The organism is Pseudomonas sp. B21-028 (assembly GCF_024749045.1).
Classification (GTDB): Bacteria; Pseudomonadota; Gammaproteobacteria; order Pseudomonadales; family Pseudomonadaceae; genus Aquipseudomonas.
Genome location: NZ_CP087184.1, coordinates 1,382,431 through 1,406,274 on the forward strand (window position 1 = coordinate 1,382,431; position 23,844 = coordinate 1,406,274).

The following is a 23,844-nucleotide window of genomic DNA, read 5'->3' on the forward strand; positions in this document are numbered from 1 at the left end:
CCAGCACCGCCAACCTCGACTGACACCCAGCCCGCCCCCAACCCGATTTCCGAAGGAACCCCAATGAGCCTACTGACCCGCCTCCTGGCGCGCGGCACTGTCGTGCTCGCCAATTCGGCTTCCAAGCTGCAATCGCTGCAGATGCGCCTCACCGCTGGCGAAGTGAACGACGACATGGAGCACTTCGAACCCTACGGCTTCACCAGCAACCCACTGGCCGGCGCCGAGGGCATCGCCACTTTCCTGGGCGGCGACCGTTCCCACGCCGTGGTGCTGGTGGTCGCTGACCGCCGCTTTCGCCTCAAGGCCCTGGCCCCCGGCGAGGTGGCGATCTACACCGACGAGGGCGACAGGATCCATTTCAAGCGCAGCCGTGTCATCGACATCGACACCGCCACCCTGAACATCCGCGCCAGCAACGCGGTGAACATCGACAGCCCCGTCATCAACCACACCGGCAAGATCGTTTCCCAAGGCGACCAGATCGCCGGCGGCATCAGCCAGATCAAGCATGTGCATGTCGGCGTACAGACCGGCAGCGGCCAGACCGGCGCGCCGGCGGGAGGCCAATGATGTTTATCAGCCAGAACCTGCATGCCGCGTTGACCCGCTCGGTGCTGATCAGCCTGTTTACCTGGCGACGCGCCGCTGACGACGACGCCGTCGATGACGAGGAGCGTTTCGGCTGGTGGGGCGACACCTTTCCTACAGTCGCCGATGACCGCATCGGCTCGCGGCTGTGGTTGCTGCGCCGGGTCAAGCTGACCCGCCAGACCCAGCTCGACGCCGAGTTCTATGCCCGCGAAGCCCTGCAATGGCTGATCGATGATGGTCATTGCAGCGTCATCGACATCATCAGTGAACGCCTCGATGCCCAGCGCCTGAACCTGCGCACGGTCCTGACCCTGGCTGACGGCCAGCGCCTGGACATCAATCCCGATAACAGTTGGCAGGTGACCTATGCCGTTTGAAACCCCTTCGCTGCCGGTGCTGATCAAACGCACCCAAAGCGACCTGGCCAGCGACTCGCTGCGCCAGTCCGATGCCCAAGTGTTGGCCCGTACCCTCGGTGGCGCAGCCTATGGCCTGTACGGTTACCTGGACTGGATCGCCGAGCAGATCCTGCCGGACAAGGCCGACGAGTCCACCCTGGAGCGCATCGCCGCCCTGCGGCTGAACCAGGCGCGCAAAGCCGCTCAGGCGGCCAGCGGCAGCGTCAGTTTCACCGCGACCGCCGGTGCGGTGCTGGATGTCGACACGCTGCTGCAATCCGCCGACGGCCGCGCCTACAAAGTGACCAGCGCCCGCACCACCGGCAATGGCCTCAACACCACCACCATCGCCGCGCTGGAGGCCGGCAGCCTGGGCAATGCCGATGCCGGCCTGGTGCTGACGCCGGTGCAACCCGTCCTCGGCATCTCCAGCAGCTTCACCGTGCTGGCGCCGGGGCTGACCGGCGGCGTCGCCCGGGAAAGCCTCGAATCCCTGCGGGCCAGGGTGATCCGCTCCTACCGCATCATCCCCCATGGCGGCTCGGCCCAGGATTATGAAACCTGGGCCCTGGAATGCCCCGGCATCACCCGCGCCTGGTGCCGCGGCAGCTATCTGGGACCCGGCACCGTCGGCCTGTTCATCATGCGTGACGACGATCCGCAGCCGATTCCCAATGCCGAGCAACTGGAGGAGGTCCGGGCCTACATCGAGCCCCTGCGCCCGGTCACCGCCGAGGTGCACGTGCTGGCGCCGGTGCAGGTTCCGGTGACCTACAGGTTGCGCATCACTCCCGACACCAGCGCCGTGCGCGCTGCCGTCGAAGCCCAACTGCGCGACCTGCACAACCGCGAAGCCGGCCTCGGCGAAACCCTGCTGTTGACTCACATCGCCGAAGCCATCAGCAGCGCCACCGGCGAGACCGATCACACGCTCATCGCACCTGTTGCCGATGTGATTGCGGCGAGCAATCAGCTGCTGACTTTCGGAGGCTGCGTATGGCTGGAATAAGAACAGCCGGGGAATACCTGGCCCAACTGCGCAGCCTGTTGCCCAGCGGTCCCGCATGGGACCGGGAGCGGGTGCCTGAACTGGAGCAAGTGCTGGGAGATATCGCCGAAGAACTGGCGCGTCTTGATGCCCGTGCCGCTGACCTGCTGCATGAAATGGATCCGGCGGGGGTGAGCGAACTGGTGCCGGATTGGGAGCGGGTGATGAACCTGCCGGATCCGTGTCTGGGAGCCACGCCGCTGTATGACGACCGGAGGTTGGCGGTGCGTCGGCGGTTGTTGGCGGTGGGCAACCAGGCCATCGCTTATTACGTGGAAATCGCCAGGAGTCAGGGTTATCCCAACGCCACCGTTACCGAGCTCAAGGCGCCTCGCATGGGCCGCGCACGTTTCGGAGAGGCGCATTTCGGTACATGGCAAGCGCAGTTCATGTGGATTCTCAACACCGGGGGGCGCCTGTCTCTCGGTCGTCGTTTTGGCGCCAGCTACTGGGGAGAGCGCTTTGGCGTTAACCCAGGGTCGGCGTTGGAGTGCCTGATTCATCGCAATGCACCGGCGCATACGCAGGTGCATATCAATTATGACTAAGGAGTAGATGGATGGATTATCCAAAAAGCGTTCCCAGTGCCGGACTGGTGAATGGGAAGTTTGTAGATGAAAACCCGGTAACGGGGACGCCGGGATCTTTGATTCCGGCTCAGTGGGGGAATGCTGTTACAGAAGAGGTGTTGAATGTCATTACTTCCGGTGGACAGACGCCGAGCGAAAGTAACAACGCTCAGCTTCTTGCAGCAATCAACACGAAAATCACCAATGCGATTCCCGCGTCGCCGCCTGATGCTTCAGTCACGCAGAAGGGGCTTGTTGAGTTGGCTACGAACGCAGAAACTCAGTCCGGAACGGATGCCTTGCGTGCGGTCACACCAGCAGCACTCGCGTCTCGTACGGCCACGGAGTCCCGTTCCGGCATGGCGGCAATTGGTACTCAGTTGGTGGTCAATGGAGGCGTTGATGATACAACAATAGTCAGTCCCAAAAAGCTGGCGCAGCGATTGTCTGTATTTTTGCCGATTGGATATTTCTCCGGTTTGCGCATGTGGAATAGCCCTGGCGCTCCAGCAACCGTTATCAATGTAAATCCAGGTGCCGCAAAGTCTTCTGATGACCTTTTCGATATTGTTCTTTCTACCAACCTGGCTGCCGGTCTTCTCGCTTCCGGAGCCTGGGCAGCGGGTTCCGGCAACCAGAAGCTCGACATAGGCATTCGCGCTGCGAGCAGCTGGTATCACTTGTTTCTGATTCGAAAAGTCGCTGACGGAGTAGCCGAGCTACTGTTTTCGCTGAGTGCTACCACTCCGACCCTGCCTGCCGGGTACACCGGATCGCGGCGTATCGGCTCCGTCAAGACGGACAGCACGGGGAATATCATTCCCTTCATAAACGTTGGGCGTCAGTTTTATTTCTCAACACCGATTAAGGACGTTGTCGGTTCTACCTCAGCAGCATCCGGCGGTAGTTCGGGATCTGCCACGTTGGCGCTGTCTGTTCCTCCAGGCGTTAGAGTCAAGGTAATGACTCATGTCGCTATGAGCGGTATCGGCGGATTCACTTACATGAGACCGACAGATTCCAGCGCTGTGGCAATGGCATTTGTTACCGGGGCAATCCCGGGGTGGCAGGTGGGCATTGGTGGTAATACATCAGATGTTGACTACTTGGCGTTCCCGTTTGAGTGTCTGACGGACATTAGCGCGTCAGTGATTTTGCAGTGGACTATGGCGTCGAGCGGTGGCACGGCTTACTACGCAGTATCTACTTTGGGCTATACAGAACTTTAAGAGAGATAAAAATGCCTTACGTTCAAAGAAATGATGCCGGTGAGATTACATGTCGCTTTGCTAATGCTCAGCCTGGCTACGCTGAAGAATGGGTTGACGAGAATGATATACCGGTCCTCTTGGCTGATTTGACCGCGCTGATCGCCAGCACCCGCTTTGATCATGAAGTTGCAGGCACCGTCGTTAACGGATTGAGTGTTTCTACGGACCGGACAACGCAGAACAAGTTGACTAGTGCGGCGTTACAAGCCAACCGCAATGCAGACTATACAGTCGATTGGAAGTTGTCCGATGGTTCATTCGTAGCGTTGACGTCTAGCGCAATTCTTGCTTTGTCGGATGGCGTCTGTAACTACGTGCAGGCGTGTTACAGCCGGGAAGCTGTGCTTCTAGCTGCATTGAGTAATGGCTCATTTACTGAGGCGATGTTAAGAGAGGGTTGGCCTATGTGATCGTTTTTTGTACGAAGCAAATAGGCGACACCCAGCAGTACACAGACAACCCGACCCGGTCGGGTTCTTTTATGCCTGGAGAAAACAATGACGGCTTTTGACACGGATCGCGAAGTTCTCGCACTTACGCTTTGGGGCGAAGCTCGCGGTGAGGGCGTCGCCGGTCAGATCGCGGTGGCCTGGAGCATCCGCAATCGTGTGGAAGATGGCAAGGCCAAGTCATGGTGGGGAGAGGGGTATGTTGGTGTTTGCCTGAAGCCATACCAATTCAGTTGTTGGAACAAGAATGATCCTAACTATCCGTTTGTGAGCGGTGCAAAGCCGATTCCGCCCGAACAATTCGCCCAGGCCTTGCGGGTGGCGGATCGGGTGATCTCAAGCACCGGTCCTGATATCACCCGTGGAGCCACCCACTACTACGCAATCACGATGTTGAAGCCGCCCGCCTGGGCCGCAAAGGCCATGCAGACTCTGCGCCTGGGCAATCATCTGTTCTTCAAGGACGTTCCATGAATCCGATCTCGTGGAAGCTGGTCGTTGTTGGCGTGTTGATGTTCCTGCTGCTGGTTGCCGGATCCACATGGAAGGTTCAGGACTGGCGCTATGGAAAGTTGCTGGCCGAACAGGATCGCTTGCATCAGTCGGAGCTGGCCGATATCGGTAGAGCGGCTGCCGCCCAGGCCCAGGCGGAGCAGGGCAAGCGCATGGCCCTGGAAAACAGGTTGTCGATCAATGAGCAAACACACTATCAGGTAATGATCCATGCACAGAAAGATCAAGCGCGTCTGCGCGATCGCCTTGCCACTTCTGATCTGCGGTTGTCAGTCCTCCTTGCCGAAAACGCAACTGGTGACCACACGCTGCCTGCCGCCACCGGCACCGGCAGCCTGGATCATGGCACCCCACGTGCCCGACTTGACCCGGCGCATGCTCAACGAATTATCGCCATCACCGACGACGGCGACCGTGGATTGATCGCCTTGCACGCCTGCCAGGCCTACGTCAAGGCGTTGGGTCAATAGTCCGCCGAGCCTTGCAAGCGGCGAATGCTCGTGTACGGTAGGCTCCAATTGCGTCGAATCAGGAGAGCCTCATGGATGACATCACCGAACTGGCGGCTGAGCTGGGCAGGCGCCTGCAATTGCTCAATGCCCATGTGACCACGGCCGAATCCTGCACCGGTGGCGGGATTGCCGAGGCGATCACTCGGATTCCGGGGAGCTCGGCCTGGTTCGAGGCGGGCTACGTGACCTATTCCAATCGCCAGAAAACCCAGCAACTGAATGTGCCCGACGAGCTGTTCGAGCGGGTCGGGGCGGTCAGTCGCGAGGTGGTCGAGGCCATGGCGCGAGGGGGCCAGCAGAAAAGTCTGGCGCGGTTTGCCGTGGCGGTCAGCGGCGTGGCCGGGCCGGACGGTGGTTCGCCGAACAAGCCGGTGGGCACTGTGTGGCTTGCCTGGGGCGTCGGCGAGAGGGTCTTCAGCGAGCAGCGATTCTTTCCCGGCAACCGCGATGAGGTCCGCCGACAGACGGTGAAGGCCGCGCTAGAGGGGCTGCTGCAACATGCCGCCGTAGAAATCTCAAATCAGGGGTAGGCGATCCTGAATCCCTGTGGAATAATACTGGCTACTTATACAGGTGTTGGCCGCCAGGCCTTATTGATTACGTGAGGACTTTAATGGACGACAACAAGAAGAAAGCCTTGGCTGCGGCCTTGGGTCAGATCGAACGTCAATTCGGCAAGGGTGCCGTAATGCGTATGGGCGATCAGGACCGTCAGGCTATTCCTTCCATCTCCACCGGCTCCCTGGGCCTGGACATCGCGCTCGGCATCGGCGGCTTGCCAAAAGGTCGTATCGTCGAGATCTACGGTCCTGAATCCTCCGGTAAAACCACACTGACCCTGTCCGTGATCGCCCAGGCCCAGAAAGCCGGTGCGACCTGCGCCTTCGTCGACGCCGAACACGCCCTGGACCCTGAGTACGCCGGCAAGTTGGGCGTCAACGTCGACGACCTGCTGGTTTCCCAGCCGGACACCGGCGAGCAGGCCCTGGAAATCACCGACATGCTGGTGCGCTCCAACGCGGTTGACGTGATCATCGTCGACTCCGTGGCGGCGTTGGTTCCCAAGGCGGAAATCGAAGGTGAAATGGGCGACATGCACGTGGGCCTCCAGGCTCGCCTGATGTCCCAGGCCCTGCGCAAGATCACCGGTAACATCAAGAACGCCAACTGCCTGGTGATCTTCATCAACCAGATCCGCATGAAGATCGGCGTGATGTTCGGCAGCCCGGAAACCACCACCGGCGGTAACGCGCTGAAGTTCTACGCCTCGGTTCGCCTGGACATCCGTCGTACCGGCGCGGTGAAGGAAGGCGACGAGGTGGTCGGCAGCGAAACCCGCGTCAAGGTCGTGAAGAACAAGGTCGCTTCGCCGTTCCGTCAGGCCGAGTTCCAGATCCTTTATGGCAAGGGCATCTACCTCAATGGCGAGATGATCGACCTGGGTGTGTTGCACGGTTTCGTCGAGAAGTCCGGCGCCTGGTATGCCTACAACGGCACCAAGATCGGTCAGGGCAAGGCCAACTCGGCCAAGTTCCTGGCGGACAACCCGGACGTTGCCGCAGCGCTCGAGAAGCAACTGCGTGACAAGCTGCTGAGCCCGGTTGCCGACGTCAAGGCATTGGCCAACCGCGAAACCGCTGACGACATGGCTGACGTTGATATTTGATCGATTCGATGACCGCCGTACTTGATACCCTCGTCGCGGTGCGGCGAACCGCGATGGACCTGCTCGCCAGACGCGAGCATGGTCGGGTCGAGCTGACGCGAAAGTTGCGTCAGCGCGGTGCTCCGGATGACTTGATCGAAACGGCTCTCGACCGATTGACGGAAGAGGGCCTGTTATCGGAAAGCCGCTACCTCGAGAGTTTTGTTTCTTATCGCGCCCGCTCCGGCTACGGTCCGTTGCGAATTCGTGAGGAGCTGGGCCAGCGTGGTTTGCAACGTCCGGATATCGAACAGGCCTTGCGTGAAAGTGGTATCGATTGGCAGGACCAGTTAACGGATACCTGGCGTCGAAAGTTCTCCGGGCATTTACCCATCGATGCGCGAGAACGAGCCAAGCAAGGACGTTTCCTGGCGTATAGAGGCTATTCCATGGAAATGATCAACCGCTTGTTCAGCGGTCGTGGCCTGGATGATTGAATTGAATAAAACGGCCCGCTATTTCGATAGCGGGCCGTTTTTTTATGGGTTCAGGTTACCTTGATGGGTTCCCATGTCAGAGGGTGCACCTCGGTGGAGGGCATGGCCCAGTTTTCCGGCAGGTTGATGTAGTCCACCAGTTCTCTTAATCGCCCCTGGTTGCGGGCGTTGAAATTGAACGCCAGTCGCGTCAAATGACTGAATCGGGCCTCGTCCTGCTCTTCGCCACTGTAGCCTTGCTGATAAAAACAGTCATTCAGACACAGGTCGGCGAACTCGATCTGTATCCGGGCCATGGCCTGTTCGTTGAGCTTATGGTTCATGCGGATCACGAACTGATGCTTGAGCCAGCGGCTGGAGTGGAAGTTGCGGTAAAACTGGTTGATTTCCTCCACGGCGTCTTCGGCGCTGTGCACCAGCCGCATCAGTTTCATGTCGGTGGGCAGGATGTAGCGGTTTTCTTCCAGTTGTTCGCGGATGAAGTCCAGGGCGCTTTGCCAGAACTTGCCTCCTGGCGCATCCAGCAACACCACCGGCACCAGGGGACTTTTCCCCGTCTGCACCAGTGTCAGGACTTCCAGGGCTTCATCAAGGGTGCCGAAGCCGCCCGGGCAGAGCACCAGGGCGTCGGCCTCCTTGACGAAGAACAGTTTGCGCGTGAAGAAAAAGTGGAACGGCAGCAGGTTCGGCGTGCCCTCGACCGTCGGGTTTGCATGTTGCTCGAAAGGCAGGGTGATGTTGAATCCCAGGCTGTGCTCCCGGCCCGCGCCTTCATGGGCGGCGGCCATGATGCCACCGCCGGCACCGGTGATGACCATCATGTCCGAACGGGCCAGCGCCGCTCCCAGTTCACGAGCCAAGCCGTACAGAGGGTGTTCGATGGGTGTTCGGGCCGAGCCGAAGACGGTGACCTTGCGCCGGCCCTTGAACTGTTCCAGCGTGCGAAACGCATGTTCCAGCTCTCGCAGTGCCTGCAGGGTGATCTTGGCGTTCCAGCGGTTGTGGTCTTCCTGGGCCATGCGCAGCACGGTCAGGATCATGTCGCGGTAGATGGGAAGGTTCGGGCTGTCGGGCGATACCAGGTTGAGTTGCTCTTCGACCTTGCGGGTGAGGTCGTGGCCATGGCTTTCAAAATGACGACTGAGCTGGTCATTCGGTTTATAAGGCATTCAGCTACTCCTTCTTACTTCTGAATCCTAGACCCTCGCGTTGATTTTCGCTGCCCTGATCATGGCCCTCGAAAGTGACAGTTGGCAACAAGCAGTGAACGACCCCACCGCTCGTCAGAATACCGGCCGGGTACGTGCCGCTCTGATTTACTGATAACAGGCGTGCCATGCAATTCGATGCCCACGGCTGGGCCACGCGATGGATTGAAGTAGATCGGGCAAGGAGGCGGGAAAGATGACCAGGGTAACTCTGGAACTCGACAGGCAGTTGTATCTGGCGCTGTTGGAAGCGGCTCAGGCCAATCGGGTCAGTCTCGAGGAAGAATGTTGTCGCCGTCTGGAAGGCCGGGCTTGGCGCTCGCGCTATTTACAGGCACTGGTGGCGGAACTGCGCGCCGACGATGAGCAGCGGCGCGACAGTGGCCTGTGTGGCTAATCCATGAGGCGGATTGATCGGACAAGCCACTGGCTTGGGTTGACTATTTCTTGGTCTTGGCCGGTTTCGGGCAATCCGATTCCTGGAAGCGTTCGGTGGCGACCGGGCGATTGGTCTTAACCTCGGTGAACTCGTAACGCATCGTTGCGCCCTTGGCCATCAGTTTGCGAAACCCCGGGTTGGTGCAGACTTTGGCACCCAACTGGAAATACACAGCCTTGGGGTCAGCGCGCATTTGCTGGGCATGGCTGCTTTGCACACTGAGGTGGTTGATCAACTCGGTGCCTTCGACGGTATAGCCTTGATCAAGAATGTCTTCGCTGATTGCCCGCGGGGTGCCGACGCTGCTTTGCGCGGCGACGTTCTGCAGCATCTTGTTCAGTTCGAGTTCTTTCAGCGAGGCAGCCTGGGCGCTGAAGGACGTAGCCAGCAGAACGGCAACGGTAGGGACGATAAGGCGCAGCATGAAACTCTCCTGGTTCAGTGACGGCTATTTCGACCGGTCACATGACTGTGCGTTCAGTGGCGGCAAATTATAGGGGAGGCCGGGTGGACGGTACAGGTTTGCGCGCTCTGGTAGACTGCCGGCCTTTATTGCCCTGCCGAGTGTTGTTCGTGTCGAGTTCTTTTGTCCGTAGGCGTTGCCCGCGATGAACCATGCCCCTAACGCCGTAGCCCGTCTGCGCGACCAGCGCGTCGATGAGGGCATCAAGCCGCTACAGGCCCGTGGCTGGCGCGCACCCCGATGCAACGCCTGCCGGGTGATCGAAAGCCACTGCCTGTGCGCCTGGCGTCCGAGTGTCGAAACCCGTTCCGGGGTCTGCCTGATCATGACCAACAAGGAAGTGTTCAAGCCGAGCAACACCGGTTGGCTGATCGCCGATGTGGTGCGTGACAATCATGCCTTCATCTGGTCGCGCACCGAAGTGGACCCGCAATTGCTGGCGCTGCTGAACGACCCGCAATGGCAACCCTACCTGGTATTTCCCGGTGAATATGTCGAGCCATCGCGCGTTACCCAGACGGTGGACCTCGATCATTCCAGGCGACCACTGTTCATTCTGCTGGATGCAACCTGGACGGAGGCGCGCAAGATCTTCCGCAAGAGTCCGTATTTCGACCGCTTGCCGATCCTCAGCCTGCAGCCCGACAAACTGTCGCGCTACCGTTTGCGCCGTTCGACCCGCAGTGAACATTTGTGCACCGCCGAAGTGGCGGCGCTGTGTCTTGAACTGGCCGGGGACAACGACGCCGCGTCGGCCCTGGATGCTTATTTCGACGTGTTCAGCCAACATTACCTGGGCGCCAAGCGGCAGCAGGAGATGGATGTGTCGACACCGGCTCACGCCGAGTTGCAGCCCTTCATCCGCGTGCCCCAAGCGATATCGACACAATAGTGGCCCATACTCAGGACAGTGATGGCCGTGCTGCTTGACCACCCCGGCTTCGCTGGGCATGCTTGGCGCCGACCAGGGAGCGGCCGACGTTCGAAACGCTGCGCGGTGTCTTGAGTTGTTTTGGCGAGGCGCGATTGCATCGGGTCTCCCATAAAAACAGGATCATTTGAAAAATGGCCACATACGAAATCCTGATCGCCGATGACCATCCGCTCTTTCGCAGCGCGTTGCATCAGGCAGTGACCCTGGGCCTTGGCCCGGCTGTCCGGCTGACGGAGGTGGCCAGTATTGCGGAACTGGAGACCCGGTTGACCGAAAAGGCCGACTGGGATCTGGTCCTGCTGGACCTGAACATGCCTGGCGCGTACGGTTTTTCCGGGCTGGTGCTGTTGCGGGGGCAGTATCCGCAGATTCCGGTGGTGATGGTGTCCGCCCAGGAAGAGGCCTCTGTGATGGTCAAGGCCCGGGAGTTCGGTGCCAGTGGGTTCATACCCAAGTCGAGTTCCCTGGAGATGATTCAGCAGGCCGTGAGAAAAGTCCTGGATGGTGACGCCGCCTGGCCGCCCCAGGCGTTCGAAGCGGTGAGCGTGTCCGAGGAGGCCAAGGCGGCCAGCGAAGGTTTGGCCAGTCTCACGCCGCAGCAGTTCCGAGTATTGACCATGGTCTGCGAAGGCCTGTTGAACAAACAGATCGCTTATGAATTGAACGTGTCGGAGGCCACCATCAAGGCCCACGTGACGGCAATCTTTCGTAAACTGAACGTGCGGACCCGGACCCAGGCGGCCCTGTTGCTGCAACAACTTGAGTCAATTTCACCTCAGTCATAACGTCTTTATTCACGCTTTTTTGACCAGGGTTGAATTAGCTTTCCCACTTCTTTCAATCAGTTGCTCATCCTATGTCTCCTTTTAAAGGCCAAACCGGCCTGAAACGCATCCTGAATGCTTCCGGCTACTCTCTGGACGGCCTGCGCGCCGCCTTCACCGGTGAAGCGGCATTCCGTCAATTGGTGTTGCTCAATGTCATCCTCATTCCGCTGTCGTTCTTCCTGAACGTCAGCCGTGTCGAGCAGGCGCTGCTGATTGCGGTCTGCCTGCTGGCATTGATCGTGGAGTTGCTGAACTCGGCGGTGGAGGCGGCCATCGACCGCATTTCCCTGGAGCTGCACCCCTTGTCGAAAAACGCCAAGGACATGGGCAGTGCCGCCCAGCTGGTCGCTTTGACCATGATTGCCCTGGTGTGGGGCCTGGTCCTTCTCTGATCAGGCAATGGTCGGCAGCACGATTTCGTCGCTGCGCTGTGCCCCGGCGGTGAATGCCCGACACAGTTCGAGGAATTCGCGCATCGCCGAGGTCTGGTACTTCTGCTTGTGCCAGATGAAATAGAATTGCCGCGCCAGGTCCATGTCTGGCGTTTCCACCGGCACCAGGCTGCCGCGCCGGAAAGCATCGCGCAACGCCAGGCGTGAGATGCAGCCAATCCCCAGACCGGACTCCACGGCGCGCTTGATAGCTTCGGTGTGTTCCAGCTCCAGGCGGATGTTCAGCGCGCTGCGATGGTGGCGCATGGCTTGGTCGAACGTCAGACGGGTGCCGGAACCCTGTTCCCGCAGGATCCATGCCTCATGGGTCAACTCCTCCATGGTCGCCTGACCGCGTTTGGCCAGCGGGTGCTGGGGGGCGCAGAACACCACCAGTTCGTCCTCTACCCAGCTCTGTACCTCGATGTCCGGGTGGCTGCAATCGCCTTCGATTAGACCCAGATCAATTTCATAGTGGGCGACCTGGTGCACGATATTGGCAGTGTTCTGCACATGCAGCTTCACCTGGCTTTCCGGATGGCGCTGCATGAATCCGCCGATCAGCAGGGTCGCCAGGTAATTACCGATGGTCAGGGTCGCGCCGACCGCCAGTGAGCCGAAGCCGGACTTGCCGTTGAGCAGATCTTCGATCTCCTTGGACTGGTCCAGCAGCGCCACCGCCTGGGGCAACAGCTGTTTACCCAAGGCATTGAGGCTCAGGCGCTTGCCGGCGCGGTCGAATAACTGGCAGCTGGATTGTCGCTCCAGTTCGGTAATGGAAGTGCTGGCGGCCGATTGCGACAGATTGAGCTGGCCCGCGGCACGGGAAACGCTCTCTTGCTGGGCAACGGCGACGAAGACCTGGAGTTGACGTAGAGTAAATCGCATATCGATATAACCGATAACCCTTATCTTAATAATTCAGTTAACAGATATTGTCGCTGCCATTAGAATGCGCTGCAAATGCGCATATCACGACGCAGGCATCATTCCCAGGAGTCCCACGTACATGAGCAACATGAACCACGAGCGTGTCCTCAGTGTTCATCACTGGAACGACACTCTGTTCAGCTTCAAGTGCACCCGCGATCCGGGCCTGCGCTTCGAGAACGGTCAGTTCGTGATGATCGGCCTGCAACAGCCCAATGGCCGCCCGCTCATGCGTGCCTACTCGATCGCCAGCCCGAACTGGGAAGAGCATCTCGAGTTCTTCAGCATCAAGGTGCCTGATGGCCCGCTGACTTCCCAGTTGCAGCATCTGAAGGAAGGCGACGAGATCATCATCAGCAAGAAACCTACCGGCACCCTGGTGCTGGACGACCTCAAGCCTGGCAAACACCTGTACCTGCTCAGCACCGGTACTGGCCTGGCGCCGTTCATGAGCGTCATCCAGGATCCGGAAACCTACGAGCGTTTCGAAAAAGTGATCCTGTGCCACGGCGTGCGTTACGTCAATGAAGTCGCCTACCGCGAATTCATCACCGAGCACCTGCCGCAGAACGAATTCTTTGGTGAAGCGCTGCGCGACAAGCTGATCTACTACCCGACCGTGACCCGCGAGCCGTTCGAGAACGAAGGTCGCCTGACCGACCTGATGCGCAGCGGCAAGTTGTTCCGCGACATCGGCCTGCCGCCGATCAACCCGCAGGACGACCGCGCCATGCTGTGCGGCAGCCCGAGCATGCTGGATGAAACCAGCGAAGTGCTCAACAGCTTCGGCCTGACCGTTTCTCCGCGTATGCGCGAGCCGGGTGACTACCTGATCGAGCGGGCGTTCGTAGAGAAGTAAGCGGATCGTTCCCACGCTCTGCGTGGGAACGCAGCCAGGGACGCTTCGCGTCCCAAAGAGCCGAACGCAGAGCGTCCGTTGCGGCATGCCCACGCAGAGCGTGGGCACGATCCCAACTCCATGAAAAAGCCCGCGTTGCCTGATGAAGGCCACGCGGGCTTTTTCGTTTCCGGCGGTCAGGGTCGGACGGCAACGACTTCCAGCACCCGGATCAATCCCGGTTGCGGGTAATGCCAACGGACATCCAGATCCCAGAACTGCGCGCCATATTCCCGTGCTGCTGTAGGCGTCTGGTACGCCGGGCGTGGGTCTTGAGCCAGGCACTGTTCGATCAGCTCCACCAAGGGCTCTTCCAGGCGCATGGCGTGATCTCGTGCCTGGAGCAGCGCCGAGTCCGTCCACTGCACTGGAATAAGCCCAGGCGCCGCGCTGGCGATATCGTTGGTGGCTGAGCCGATGATGTCGGCGTAGGGCACGTAGGGCTTGATGTCCAGCACTGGCGTGCCGTCCAGCAGGTCGATGCCCGAGATCCACAACCGACCGGTTTCGACCCGTTCCAGCTTGACCACGGACTGGCCGATGCCATTGGGGCGATGGGTGGCGCGGGTGGCAAACACCCCCATGGACTTGTTGCCGCCCAGGCGCGGCGGGCGCACCTTCAAGCGCGGCTTGTCTTCCAGGGCCTGGTGAAACAGGAACAACAGCCAGACGTGACTGACCTGCTCCAGGCCCTGCACCGCATCGCCCTGGTCGAACGGCGCCACCAGCTCCAGCACGCCCCGTGCGGCCGGGGCCAGCTGCGGTTGGCGGGGGATGGCGAACTTCTCCTTGAAGCAGGAGCGGACGAAGCCGATGGGGGACACCGTGTAGGTCATGGGTCGGAGTCAGCCGCGAACGCGCAGCGTCAGCCCCTTGAGGAAGTTACGCAGCAACTGGTCGCCACACGGACGGTAGTTGGTGTGGCCGAACTTGCGAAACAGGGCGCTCAGCTCCGGCTTGGACACCGGGAACTCGGCGGCCTTGAGGATCGCATGCAGATCGTCCTCCTTCAGCTCGAAGGCCACCCTCAGCTTCTTGAGGATGATGTTGTTGGTCACCGGTACTTCGATGGGCTGTGGCGGGCGACTTTCGTCCTTGCCACGCTTGAAGATCACCAGGCCATCGAGAAAGTGCGCCATGACCTCGTCAGGGCAGAACACAAAGCCTTCTTCTTCGTCTTTCTTGAGATAGCCCGCCAGGTCCGCGAGAGACACTTCCAGGCCGCCCAGCTTGATGATCTCGATGACTTTCTTGTCGCTGATGTCGAGCATGTAGCGCACGCTGCGCAGTACGTCGTTGTGAATCATGTGTGCAATCCTGATCAATCGGCAATGGGCGCCCCAGCCGGCTGCGGCGCCGAAAAAATTAGAATTTCTCTTTGGCGGACAAGTAGCGCCACTGTCCCGGCGGGACCTTGCCAATGGACACGCCGCCGATGCGGATACGGCGAATGGCGACTACCTTGAGGCCAACGGCCTGGCAGAGCAGGGCCAGGATGCCCGGTTGCGGGTTTTTCATGGCGAAGCGCAGGCGGTTCTCGTTCTGCCAACTGGCCTTGACCGCCGGCAATTCCTTGCCCTTGTAGGTCAGGCCATGGTTCAGGCGATTCAGGCCATGGGCGACCATCTCGCCTTCGACTTCCACCACATATTCCTGCTCGATCTTGGCGGCGTCGGCGGTGAGCTTGCGCAGGATCTTCCAGTCCTGGGTGAACACCAGCAGCCCGCTGGCGTTGGCCTGCAGGTCGGCGCTGGCGGTCAGGCGCAGGAAATGCCCCTTGAGCGGGCGCTTGCCGAAGCGGTGTTCTTCGCTCAGTGTCTCTGGTTTGAGGGTGGCCATCGCCGTGTCGGTATCCATGCCGGCCGGCACGTTCAGCAGAATCGTCACCGGCTCCGGCGCGGTGGCCTTGGCCTCGGGGTCAAGCTCGACACGCTGGTCGCCGACCTTGAACTGCGGCTCGTCGATGACTTCACCGTCCACGGTGACCCAGCCACCCTCGATGAACAGCTCAGCCTCCCGACGGGAACAGCCGACAAGTTCGATGAGGCGTTTGGAGAGGCGGATCGGGTCAGTCATGACAGGGCCGTAACAAAAAGAGGGGGGACATTGTACCTGCCTGGCGCCGGTTAATCGCGTGTCCATTTGTCTCGTCTACCCGCGTCGGGCCTTCAGGTCGGGCTGCCCGTAGCGCATGTGCAGCAACGGGTAGGGCTGATTCATGCCGTCCCGTGCCGAACGGCCGACCACTTCGAAGCCTTGCTTGAGATAGAAGCCCAGGGCTTGCGGGTTCTGTTCGTTGACATCCAGCTGATAGGCATTCAAATGGTCCATGGCATAGCGCAGCAATTGCTTGCCCAGGCCCTGGCCGCGATAGTGCGGATCGATGAACAGCATCTCGACCTTGCCGGCCGCGACGCCGGCGAAACCGGTGATGCGCTGGTGGGTGTCCCGGGTACAGATCAGCATCACCGCATCCAGGTAACGGGTGAGCACCAGGTTCTTCAGCAGCTCGATGTAGCTGTCCGGCAGAAAATCATGGGTAGCCCGTACCGAAGCCTCCCAGACCTGGGTCAGTTCCTGGTAATCGCTGGGTTTCGGTGTGTGGATGACCGAATGCTGGCGCATGCCCGCCTGTTCCTTGTGCTGGATGTCCTGTGTTTATCCATACGATAGCCGTAAAAAAGCCCCGCATCTTGTCGCAAGGGCGGGGCTTGTCAATTTTTACCGGGTTTCGAAAAACCTGTGGGAGCGGGCTTGCTCGCGAAGGCGGTGTGTCAGTCGAAATTACTGTTAACTGATACTCCGCCTTCGCGAGCAAGCCCGCTCCCACAAGGTATTGCAGTGGCTCGATCAGTTGATCTGTTCAGCCCACAAGTCATACTCGTCGGCATCGGTCACCTTGCACCAGACCTTGTCGCCGGGCTTGAGGTTGCTGCCGTTGTCGATGAAGACGTTGCCATCGATTTCCGGGGCGTCGAAGAAGCAGCGGCCGACGGCGCCTTGCTCGTCCACTTCATCCACCAGCACTTCGATTTCACGGCCGATGCGCATTTGCAGGCGCGCCGAGCTGATGGCCTGCTGGTGCGCCATGAAGCGCTCCCAACGGTCCTGCTTGACGTCGTCCGGCACCACGTCCAGGTCCAGGTCGTTGGCGGGTGCGCCATCGACCGGCGAATACTGGAAGCAGCCGACGCGGTCGAGCTGGGCTTCGGTCAGCCAGTCCAGCAGGTACTGGAAATCTTCTTCGGTTTCGCCGGGGAAGCCGACGATGAAGGTCGAGCGGATGATCAGGTCCGGGCAGATTTCCCGCCAGTTCTTGATTCGCGCCAGGGTCTTGTCTTCGAACGCTGGGCGTTTCATGGCCTTGAGGACTTTCGGGCTGGCGTGCTGGAACGGGATGTCCAGGTACGGCAGGATCTTGCCAGCGGCCATCAGCGGGATCAGCTCATCCACATGTGGGTACGGGTAGACGTAATGCAGGCGGACCCAGACGCCGAGGGTGCTGAGGGCTTCGCACAGTTCGGTCATGCGGGTCTTCACCGGCGCGCCGTTCCAGAAGCCGGTGCGGTATTTCACGTCGACGCCGTAGGCGCTGGTGTCCTGGGAGATCACCAGCAGTTCCTTGACACCGGCCTTGACCAGGCGCTGGGCTTCGTCGAGCACATCGCCCACCGGGCGACTCACCAGCTTGCCGCGCATCGACGGGATGATGCAGAAGCTGCAGCTGTGGTTGCAGCCTTCGGAAATCTTCAGGTAAGCGTAGTGCCGAGGGGTCAGCTTGATGCCTTGCGGCGGCACCAGGTCGATCAGCGGGTTGTGGTCCTGTTTCGGCGGCACCACGTCGTGCACGGCATTGACCACCTGCTCGTACTGCTGCGGACCGGTCACGGCCAGCACGCTTGGGTGCACGTCGCGGATGTTGCCTTCTTCCACGCCCATGCAGCCGGTAACGATGACCTTGCCGTTTTCCTTGATGGCTTCGCCGATCACTTCAAGGGATTCGGCCTTGGCCGAGTCGATGAAGCCACAGGTATTGACCACTACCACGTCGGCGTCCTGGTACGTGGACACGACGTCATACCCTTCCATGCGCAACTGGGTCAGGATGCGCTCGGAGTCGACCAGAGCCTTCGGGCAACCCAGGGATACGAAGCCGACCTTGGGATTGGCTGGCGTAGTAGTGGTGGACATGTCTAACCTCGGTGTAGGGGGATCGTCTCTTGCCGAGACAGGGCGCCTGACGCGCCTCTGATCAAAAAGTGCGCAATTCTAGCGATGGGCGAGGCACTTGACCAGCTTTATACAGGGAAAAGCGACGAGTGCTGCGCTATGCTTCGCGCCTTTGCGCTTTACCGGTCATTACAGTCAACTAAACATCTGTAACTACATGTAAAACAGCGCATGCTGCGTAACGGGGCATAAGGCTTCGTTGAACAAGAAGACGGGTCTGGAATCAGGAGTGCTGGATGGGTCATGCAAGTAGTCAGGCGGCGGGCGCCGAGCGTTCGGCAACGAAGTCGCTGAGCATGCTGGTCGCGGCGGTCGGGGTGGTTTATGGCGACATCGGCACGAGCCCGTTATATACCCTTAAGGAAGTGTTTACCGGCGGTTATGGCGTACCGGTCAGCCATGACGGCGTGCTGGGGATCCTGTCGCTGATCTTCTGGTCGTTGATCTGGGTCGTGTCGATCAAGTACATGATGTTCGTCCTGCGTGCCGACAACCAGGGCGAAGGCGGGATCATGGCACTCACCGCTCTGGCGCGACGGGCAGCGGCGGGACGGGCGCGATTGCGGACGTTTCTGGTGATCTGCGGCCTGATCGGCGCTGCGCTGTTCTACGGCGACAGCATGATCACCCCGGCGATTTCCGTGCTTTCGGCGATCGAAGGCCTGGGCCTGGCGTTCGAGGGTATCGACCACTGGGTGGTGCCGTTGTCGCTGGTGGTCCTGGTGGCGCTGTTTCTGATCCAGCGCCACGGTACTGCACGGATCGGCATCCTGTTCGGCCCGATCATGGTCACCTGGTTCCTGGTACTTGGCGCCCTTGGTGTCTATGGCATCAGCCAGCATCCGGAAGTGCTGCAAGCGGTGAACCCGGCTTGGGCGGTGCGCTTCTTTGTGGTTCATCCGGGCATGGGCGTGGCGATCCTCGGCGCCGTGGTGCTGGCGCTGACCGGCGCCGAAGCGCTGTACGCCGACATGGGCCACTTCGGCCGCAAACCCATCGCCCGTGCCTGGTTCATCCTGGTGTTGCCGGCGCTGGTGCTCAATTATTTCGGTCAGGGAGCGTTGCTGTTGGGCGACCCGGAAGCGGCGCGCAACCCGTTCTATCTGCTGGCACCAAGCTGGGCGCTGATCCCGCTGGTGGGTCTGTCGACCCTGGCGACGGTGATCGCTTCGCAAGCGGTGATTTCCGGCGCTTTTTCCCTGACGCGCCAGGCGATCCAACTGGGCTATATACCGCGCATGTACATCCAGCACACCTCCAGCGCCGAGCAGGGCCAGATCTACATTGGCGCGGTGAACTGGTCGCTGATGGTCGGCGTGGTGCTGCTGGTGCTGGGGTTCGAATCCTCCGGTGCGCTGGCTTCGGCCTATGGCGTGGCGGTGACCGGGACCATGCTGATGACCACTATCCTGGTGTCGGCCGTGATGCTGCTGTTGTGGAAATGGCCGCCGCTGCTGGCGGTGCCGGTGCTGCTCGGTTTCCTCCTGGTGGACGGCCTGTACTTCGCCGCCAACGTGCCGAAGATCATCCAGGGCGGCGCATTCCCGGTCATCGCCGGTATCGCCTTGTTCGTATTGATGACCACCTGGAAGCGCGGCAAGCAATTGCTGGTGGAGCGTCTAGATGAAGGCGCCTTGCCGCTGCCGGTCTTTATCAGCAGCATCCGCGTGCAGCCACCTCATCGCGTGCAGGGCACTGCCGTGTTCCTGACCGCGCGCTCCGACGCCGTGCCTCACGCGCTGTTGCACAACCTGTTGCACAATCAGGTGCTGCACGAGCAAGTGGTCCTGTTGACGGTGGTGTACGAAGACATCCCGCGGGTTCCGCCGCAGCGGCGCTTCGAGGTCGATTCCTATGGCGAAGGCTTCTTCCGGGTCATTCTGCATTTCGGCTTTACCGACGAGCCGGATGTGCCCCAGGCACTCAAGCTCTGTCATTTGGATGACCTGGACTTCAGCCCGATGCGCACGACGTACTTCCTCAGCCGCGAGACGGTCATCGCTTCCAAGCTCGAAGGCATGGCCCGCTGGCGTGAATTGTTGTTCGCCTTCCTGCTGAAGAATGCCAACGGCAACCTGCGCTTCTTCAATCTGCCGGTGAACCGGGTGATCGAGTTGGGGACGCAGGTCGAGATGTAGCGTCCACCGATGATCTGCGTTCAGTGCCTTGGCGCGTAGAACGTTCCTGGCCGAACGAGGGAGCGGTCAATCAAAAAGCCCCCGTTGCCTTGCGGCAGCGGGGGCTTCTTGCCGCATTTGTCCCGGTATTCCGTGACAGCATTGTCCTGTGGTGTTTCGGAAAATTTGACAAGTGTTTGCTTTCTGTAGGATTTTTTACCGGCTCGCAGATCAAGGAGTATCTGCCGGTGGCCAAGGATTCTGGCTACCGTCACCATCAAACAAGGGATTGTCTATGCAGGGTTCAACTACCGTTGCTCAACAGGTGGGCGGTCAGCGCGTGCACGAGCATCAGCCCGTCTCGCCTCGGAACATTGCCCAACAGATTCTCGAATGTCTGTTTCGCCGTCGCAGCCTCGCCCCCGGTGAAAGCGACGAGCTTTCTTTCCAAGTGCTGGAGCCCCATCTGGCGAAAGTCATGCGGGCGGTCCAGAGCGGTCGCAAAGTTGAAATGGTCCTGCCGGCCTTTCCAGGAAAATCCCCCAGCCGCAAGAAGACCCTGAGTCACTTGCCTGACCTGGCTGAATACCATGCCATCGACGAGCTCCATCGCCTGTGTGCGGAGATCCAGGCGATCTACGCGCCCGGTGCGTTGATCCACATCTGCTCCGATGGTTATGTGTTTGCCGACCTGGTGCGTGTTCCCGATGCGGACGTCAAGGCCTACACCGACGCGATCCAGGATTACGCCGAGCAGCACTACGGCGGTATGTTCGCCCATTTCGACCTCAGAGATGCCTATCCCCAGCTCAACTGCCTGGACGCCATGCGCGAAGAAATGATGATCGAGCACGGTCAGTCATTGATCCTGTTGCAGCAGCGCTTCAAGGATGACCCGCACATGATGTTGATGTACTGCGGCATCCATCGCTTCCTGTCCGAGGATTATTCAGGGATTGAGGCATTCGCCGGCATGAGCCTCAACGCGGTAAAGAAGATCGCCAAGCCGGCCTCGCAGCGGGTGATCCAGCGCAGTGAAGCCTGGAGCGCGTTGCTGCAGGCGCGCTATCCGGATTGCCTGCGCTTGTCGATCCACCCACAACTGGCGGTGTCGACGAAAATCGGTATCCGCCTCGTACCGACCAGTGACCTGTGGCGTACGCCCTGGCATTCGGTGGCAATCAAGCGACGGGGTGTGGTCACCCTCGAAAAACGCAGCAATGTCGACGAGCGCTTCCATCGACTGGTCTTTCGCAAGGGGCGTCCTTGTCACTACGCCAGTGCCCAATGAGGGCGTCTCGGTTGCGGATCGAGGCCGTGCTCTTCGACCTGGACGGTACCTTGGTGGACACCTTGCCGGACATCACCTGGAGCCTGAATCAGGTATTGCTGGAACACGGTTGTCTGGCGCTGACCGCGGAAACGGTGCGGGACTTTATCGGTGGCGGCACCACGGCGATGATCGAGGCGGTGGCGAACCGGTTTGGTATCGCCGATGCGGCCATGTTGCACCGGCGTTATGTCAGGGTGTACCAGGATCATCTGGTGCAGTTTTCCAAGCCCTTCAGCGGTGTATTGGCAATGCTCGAAGGCTGCCGAGAACTGCGGTTGCCCCTGGCGATCGTCACCAACAAAGCCGAGGCCATGGCCTGCCAGGTCGCTGATGCGCTGCTTGCGCGCACGATCTTCAAGGCGGTCCTGGGGCACCGCGCAGGCCGGTCCCTCAAACCCCAGCCGGACGTGGCGTGGGAAGCGGCCCGACGCCTGTCGGTCGATCCTCGCCACTGCCTGTTCGTTGGCGATACGGAGATCGACCTGCAGACCGCCCATGCCGCGGGTATGCCCTCGGCACTGGTCGCCTGGGGCTATGGCGCTACGTGCACTGGGCAGGCCTCGGATTTCTACTGTGAACAGCCGGCCGGGCTGTTACACATCCTCAAGCAACACGGTGGCGCCGCGCAGGCATTCACCGAGCGTGGCGATACCGTCAAATCCTGTTGATACACCCACTCTCAAGGAAGCTGTTCCATGGAACATAGAGAAGCCTGGATCACGGCCGCCAGCGATTTGCTGGCCGGTTACCTGTTCAAGGGTACGGATGATCGTTTCGAAACACAGGGCCGGGACCAGCTGGCACTCCAGCTAGGGCGATGCTTCGATCAGCGCCGTCCCGTGCGCCTGATCCTGCCGGGCTTTCCCTGCAAATCACCCAATGCCATCGACCAGACCTTCGGCGTGCTGCCGGACTATGGCGAGTTCATGGCTATCGAGCGCCTCGACCAGATGGGCCAGGCGATTGCCGCGTTGCATGAGCCTGGGTGCGTGGTATCGATCCTCAGCGATGGTACGACTTTCAATGACATCGTCGGGGTGAGCGACGATGTTCGTGCGGCCTATAACCGGGCGCTGCGTGAACTGTGTATGACTCACACGATCGAGTGGGTCAGCATGGAAGACCTGTTCCCGCAGGCACAAAGTGCCGAGGCGGTACGCGCCAGCCTGGTCAAGCAGGCCCGGTTGCCCTGGAAAAACCTGGGGGACCTGATCGAGCAGAGCCGGCATGATGAAGGCCTCGGTCGGACCCATGACAATCTCTGCAGTCATCTCTACAACGACCTGCGCCTTTGTCGCGAGGAAGGGCAGAGCGACGACGAATATCTGCAGCAGATCAACTACAAGGCCTACCAGATGATGCTGCGCGGACAGGCCTTGAATGCGGCGGTGGATCGCTTCTTCCCCGATGACATTCGACTGTCGGTTCACCAGTACAGCAATGCCGGGCCCAAGTTTACCGTCGGGCTGGCCGAAGGGCTGAGCCGCGTCGACAGTCCCTGGCACGCCGTGCCTGTGTGCAACCTCGATGGGAGCCAGAGCCTGCGCGCGCGGGCCCAGGTCGACCTTGAGCAGCACGTGCTGGTCACCTGGCAGGGGCGGCCGTGGCTTTACCACCAGACAGAAGGTCCCCAGGTACAAGGCTTCGAGTACGAGCTGCAAAAGCTCCCGCTCTTTGGCCTGGTGGTGCGGGATCCGTTGGGGTTGGGTTTCGAGCGACTGTCCACGAGGTTGTTGGAATCATTGGTGGAGATCTTCGGCTTCGTTTGCCTCAAGGGCTGTCATTTTGAGGACCAGGACAGTTTCGCCCGCAGTTGCGAACGTTTCGGCACGTTGTACGAATGGGCCTTCGGCGCGGTACACGTGGTCAAGCCGGCGGACAAACCCCAAGGCGTGGTGCATTCGTTGGAAAAAACGCCTTTGCACTGGGACTTGAACATGCTGCCCGACAGCGATGCCCAGGTGCAGCGCAACCCGAAATTCTGCGCCAGCAAGTTCATGTTGTATTGCAAGACGGCGCCGCTACCGGGCGAAGGCCAGACCACCGTCGTCGACAGCCGGAACGTGCTGCGCAAGGTCGGCTTGCAAGTCGCTCGGCAATGGCAGGCGGTGAACATCACCTACTACACCAAGATGACCTACTTCGGCGGTTCGCCGCGCATGTACAGCCTGGTGGATCGTCACCCCCGTAGTGGCGAACTCATCCTGCGCTACCAGGAAGGCACCGATTCGACGCTGCAGACCCTCAGCCAGGCTGTGCAGGATCATGACGAAGCGGCTCAACAGGCACTGCTGGATCAGGTCAACAGCCTGGTCTACGACCCGGAGTGCCTGATTGCCCATCCATGGAGCGAAGGCGATCTGGTGCTGATCGACAACTACCGAACGCTGCACGGTCGGTTGCCGATGTCGGCGGGGTCTGCTTCGCGGGAGCTGTGGCGGGTGCAGGTCTACTAAGGCCAGCCTCGTCTGTGGGAGCGAGCCTGCTCGCGAAGACGGCGGCACTGTCACAACAAAAAGCCCCTGCATGTCGGAAGGC

Annotated in this window: 28 protein-coding genes; 20 read left to right on the forward strand and 8 right to left on the reverse strand. The window is 60.3% G+C overall.

The window, feature by feature from the left end; all coding sequences use genetic code 11:
* The first annotated feature begins 63 nt into the window (after positions 1-63).
* The 11 genes from LOY35_RS06205 to recX all read left to right on the forward strand — a co-directional run bounded on the left by LOY35_RS06205 (position 64) and on the right by recX (position 7,496).
* Positions 64-573 carry a phage baseplate assembly protein V gene (locus LOY35_RS06205; RefSeq protein WP_258631442.1) on the forward strand — a complete coding sequence of 170 codons (510 nt, stop codon included), beginning with the start codon at positions 64-66 and terminating at the stop codon, positions 571-573.
* Complete coding sequence (locus LOY35_RS06210; RefSeq protein WP_258633486.1) at positions 573-971, forward strand: phage GP46 family protein; 399 nt, start codon at positions 573-575, stop codon at positions 969-971. Before LOY35_RS06205 ends, LOY35_RS06210 begins: the two co-directional genes overlap by 1 nt.
* A complete protein-coding gene (locus LOY35_RS06215) occupies positions 961-2,001 on the forward strand; it encodes a baseplate J/gp47 family protein (RefSeq protein ID WP_258631443.1) in 1,041 nt (346 codons plus the stop codon). Before LOY35_RS06210 ends, LOY35_RS06215 begins: the two co-directional genes overlap by 11 nt.
* The gene (locus LOY35_RS06220; protein ID WP_258631445.1) at positions 1,989-2,588 is read left to right on the forward strand and encodes a YmfQ family protein; all 600 of its coding nucleotides are present in this window, start codon (positions 1,989-1,991) and stop codon (positions 2,586-2,588) included. Before LOY35_RS06215 ends, LOY35_RS06220 begins: the two co-directional genes overlap by 13 nt.
* 11 nt (positions 2,589-2,599) lie before the next feature.
* A complete protein-coding gene (locus LOY35_RS06225) occupies positions 2,600-3,838 on the forward strand; it encodes a hypothetical protein (protein WP_258631447.1) in 1,239 nt (412 codons plus the stop codon).
* Between the two features lie 11 nt (positions 3,839-3,849).
* Positions 3,850-4,290, forward strand: a complete 441-nt coding sequence (locus tag LOY35_RS06230) for a DUF4376 domain-containing protein (RefSeq protein WP_258631449.1) — start codon at positions 3,850-3,852, stop codon at positions 4,288-4,290.
* A gap of 87 nt (positions 4,291-4,377) precedes the next feature.
* On the forward strand, positions 4,378-4,803 hold the full coding sequence (locus tag LOY35_RS06235; protein WP_258631452.1) for a cell wall hydrolase: 426 nt from the start codon (positions 4,378-4,380) through the stop codon (positions 4,801-4,803).
* Positions 4,800-5,312 (forward strand): lysis protein, encoded by a 513-nt coding sequence (locus LOY35_RS06240; protein ID WP_258631453.1) that lies wholly within the window; start codon positions 4,800-4,802, stop codon positions 5,310-5,312. The genes LOY35_RS06235 and LOY35_RS06240 overlap by 4 nt, the downstream gene beginning before the upstream one ends.
* A 71-nt stretch (positions 5,313-5,383) precedes the next feature.
* Positions 5,384-5,884: a CinA family protein gene (locus tag LOY35_RS06245; RefSeq protein ID WP_258631454.1), complete on the forward strand. Its 501-nt coding sequence runs from the start codon at positions 5,384-5,386 to the stop codon at positions 5,882-5,884.
* An 83-nt stretch (positions 5,885-5,967) separates the two neighbouring features.
* On the forward strand, positions 5,968-7,020 hold the full coding sequence (gene recA / locus LOY35_RS06250; protein WP_258631456.1) for a recombinase RecA: 1,053 nt from the start codon (positions 5,968-5,970) through the stop codon (positions 7,018-7,020).
* A gap of 8 nt (positions 7,021-7,028) precedes the next feature.
* Positions 7,029-7,496, forward strand: coding sequence for a recombination regulator RecX (recX, locus tag LOY35_RS06255; RefSeq protein ID WP_258631458.1), 468 nt, complete (start codon positions 7,029-7,031; stop codon positions 7,494-7,496).
* 50 nt (positions 7,497-7,546) lie between these two features.
* Here the strand turns inward: recX and LOY35_RS06260 are convergent, their stop codons facing one another.
* Positions 7,547-8,665, reverse strand: a complete 1,119-nt coding sequence (locus LOY35_RS06260; RefSeq protein WP_258631459.1) for a TIGR00730 family Rossman fold protein — start codon at positions 8,663-8,665, stop codon at positions 7,547-7,549.
* Between the two features lie 235 nt (positions 8,666-8,900).
* Here LOY35_RS06260 and LOY35_RS06265 point away from each other — a divergent pair, with 235 nt between their 5' ends.
* Positions 8,901-9,101 carry a hypothetical protein gene (locus LOY35_RS06265; protein ID WP_024780146.1) on the forward strand — a complete coding sequence of 67 codons (201 nt, stop codon included), beginning with the start codon at positions 8,901-8,903 and terminating at the stop codon, positions 9,099-9,101.
* A gap of 43 nt (positions 9,102-9,144) precedes the next feature.
* On the opposite strand, the gene LOY35_RS06270 is transcribed toward LOY35_RS06265, so the two are convergent.
* On the reverse strand, positions 9,145-9,567 hold the full coding sequence (locus LOY35_RS06270; RefSeq protein WP_258631460.1) for a quorum-sensing-regulated virulence factor family protein: 423 nt from the start codon (positions 9,565-9,567) through the stop codon (positions 9,145-9,147).
* Between the two features lie 184 nt (positions 9,568-9,751).
* Here LOY35_RS06270 and LOY35_RS06275 point away from each other — a divergent pair, with 184 nt between their 5' ends.
* The 3 genes from LOY35_RS06275 to LOY35_RS06285 all read left to right on the forward strand — a co-directional run bounded on the left by LOY35_RS06275 (position 9,752) and on the right by LOY35_RS06285 (position 11,759).
* Positions 9,752-10,498, forward strand: coding sequence for a tRNA-uridine aminocarboxypropyltransferase (locus tag LOY35_RS06275; protein ID WP_258631462.1), 747 nt, complete (start codon positions 9,752-9,754; stop codon positions 10,496-10,498).
* 173 nt (positions 10,499-10,671) lie between these two features.
* On the forward strand, positions 10,672-11,325 hold the full coding sequence (gene erdR, locus LOY35_RS06280; protein WP_055128116.1) for a response regulator transcription factor ErdR: 654 nt from the start codon (positions 10,672-10,674) through the stop codon (positions 11,323-11,325).
* A 71-nt stretch (positions 11,326-11,396) separates the two neighbouring features.
* A complete protein-coding gene (locus tag LOY35_RS06285; protein WP_041023590.1) occupies positions 11,397-11,759 on the forward strand; it encodes a diacylglycerol kinase in 363 nt (120 codons plus the stop codon).
* Here the strand turns inward: LOY35_RS06285 and LOY35_RS06290 are convergent, their stop codons facing one another.
* On the reverse strand, positions 11,760-12,686 hold the full coding sequence (locus LOY35_RS06290; protein WP_258631465.1) for a LysR family transcriptional regulator: 927 nt from the start codon (positions 12,684-12,686) through the stop codon (positions 11,760-11,762).
* A 121-nt stretch (positions 12,687-12,807) separates the two neighbouring features.
* On the opposite strand from LOY35_RS06290, the gene fpr reads away from it, so the two are divergent.
* Positions 12,808-13,587: a ferredoxin-NADP reductase gene (gene fpr, locus LOY35_RS06295; RefSeq protein ID WP_003184787.1), complete on the forward strand. Its 780-nt coding sequence runs from the start codon at positions 12,808-12,810 to the stop codon at positions 13,585-13,587.
* 176 nt (positions 13,588-13,763) lie between these two features.
* On the opposite strand, the gene tsaA is transcribed toward fpr, so the two are convergent.
* The 5 genes from tsaA to rimO all read right to left on the reverse strand — a co-directional run bounded on the left by tsaA (position 13,764) and on the right by rimO (position 17,817).
* Positions 13,764-14,462 (reverse strand): tRNA (N6-threonylcarbamoyladenosine(37)-N6)-methyltransferase TrmO, encoded by a 699-nt coding sequence (tsaA, locus tag LOY35_RS06300; RefSeq protein ID WP_258631468.1) that lies wholly within the window; start codon positions 14,460-14,462, stop codon positions 13,764-13,766.
* Positions 14,463-14,471: 9 nt separating this feature from the next.
* Positions 14,472-14,933 (reverse strand): DUF1456 family protein, encoded by a 462-nt coding sequence (locus tag LOY35_RS06305; protein WP_258631469.1) that lies wholly within the window; start codon positions 14,931-14,933, stop codon positions 14,472-14,474.
* 58 nt (positions 14,934-14,991) lie between these two features.
* Positions 14,992-15,702 carry an rRNA pseudouridine synthase gene (locus tag LOY35_RS06310; protein ID WP_258631471.1) on the reverse strand — a complete coding sequence of 237 codons (711 nt, stop codon included), beginning with the start codon at positions 15,700-15,702 and terminating at the stop codon, positions 14,992-14,994.
* 75 nt (positions 15,703-15,777) lie between these two features.
* Positions 15,778-16,251: a GNAT family N-acetyltransferase gene (locus LOY35_RS06315; protein WP_258631473.1), complete on the reverse strand. Its 474-nt coding sequence runs from the start codon at positions 16,249-16,251 to the stop codon at positions 15,778-15,780.
* Between the two features lie 225 nt (positions 16,252-16,476).
* The gene (gene rimO / locus LOY35_RS06320) at positions 16,477-17,817 is read right to left on the reverse strand and encodes a 30S ribosomal protein S12 methylthiotransferase RimO (protein WP_047701945.1); all 1,341 of its coding nucleotides are present in this window, start codon (positions 17,815-17,817) and stop codon (positions 16,477-16,479) included.
* 335 nt (positions 17,818-18,152) lie between these two features.
* Here rimO and LOY35_RS06325 point away from each other — a divergent pair, with 335 nt between their 5' ends.
* From LOY35_RS06325 to LOY35_RS06340, 4 genes are all read left to right on the forward strand, one after another.
* Complete coding sequence (locus tag LOY35_RS06325) at positions 18,153-19,994, forward strand: potassium transporter Kup (protein ID WP_408981248.1); 1,842 nt, start codon at positions 18,153-18,155, stop codon at positions 19,992-19,994.
* A gap of 274 nt (positions 19,995-20,268) precedes the next feature.
* Positions 20,269-21,264 carry an isocyanide synthase family protein gene (locus LOY35_RS06330; protein ID WP_258631476.1) on the forward strand — a complete coding sequence of 332 codons (996 nt, stop codon included), beginning with the start codon at positions 20,269-20,271 and terminating at the stop codon, positions 21,262-21,264.
* Between the two features lie 26 nt (positions 21,265-21,290).
* On the forward strand, positions 21,291-21,974 hold the full coding sequence (locus LOY35_RS06335) for an HAD family hydrolase (RefSeq protein ID WP_258631478.1): 684 nt from the start codon (positions 21,291-21,293) through the stop codon (positions 21,972-21,974).
* A 27-nt stretch (positions 21,975-22,001) separates the two neighbouring features.
* Complete coding sequence (locus tag LOY35_RS06340) at positions 22,002-23,762, forward strand: L-tyrosine/L-tryptophan isonitrile synthase family protein (RefSeq protein WP_258631479.1); 1,761 nt, start codon at positions 22,002-22,004, stop codon at positions 23,760-23,762.
* The last annotated feature ends 82 nt before the right edge of the window (positions 23,763-23,844 follow it).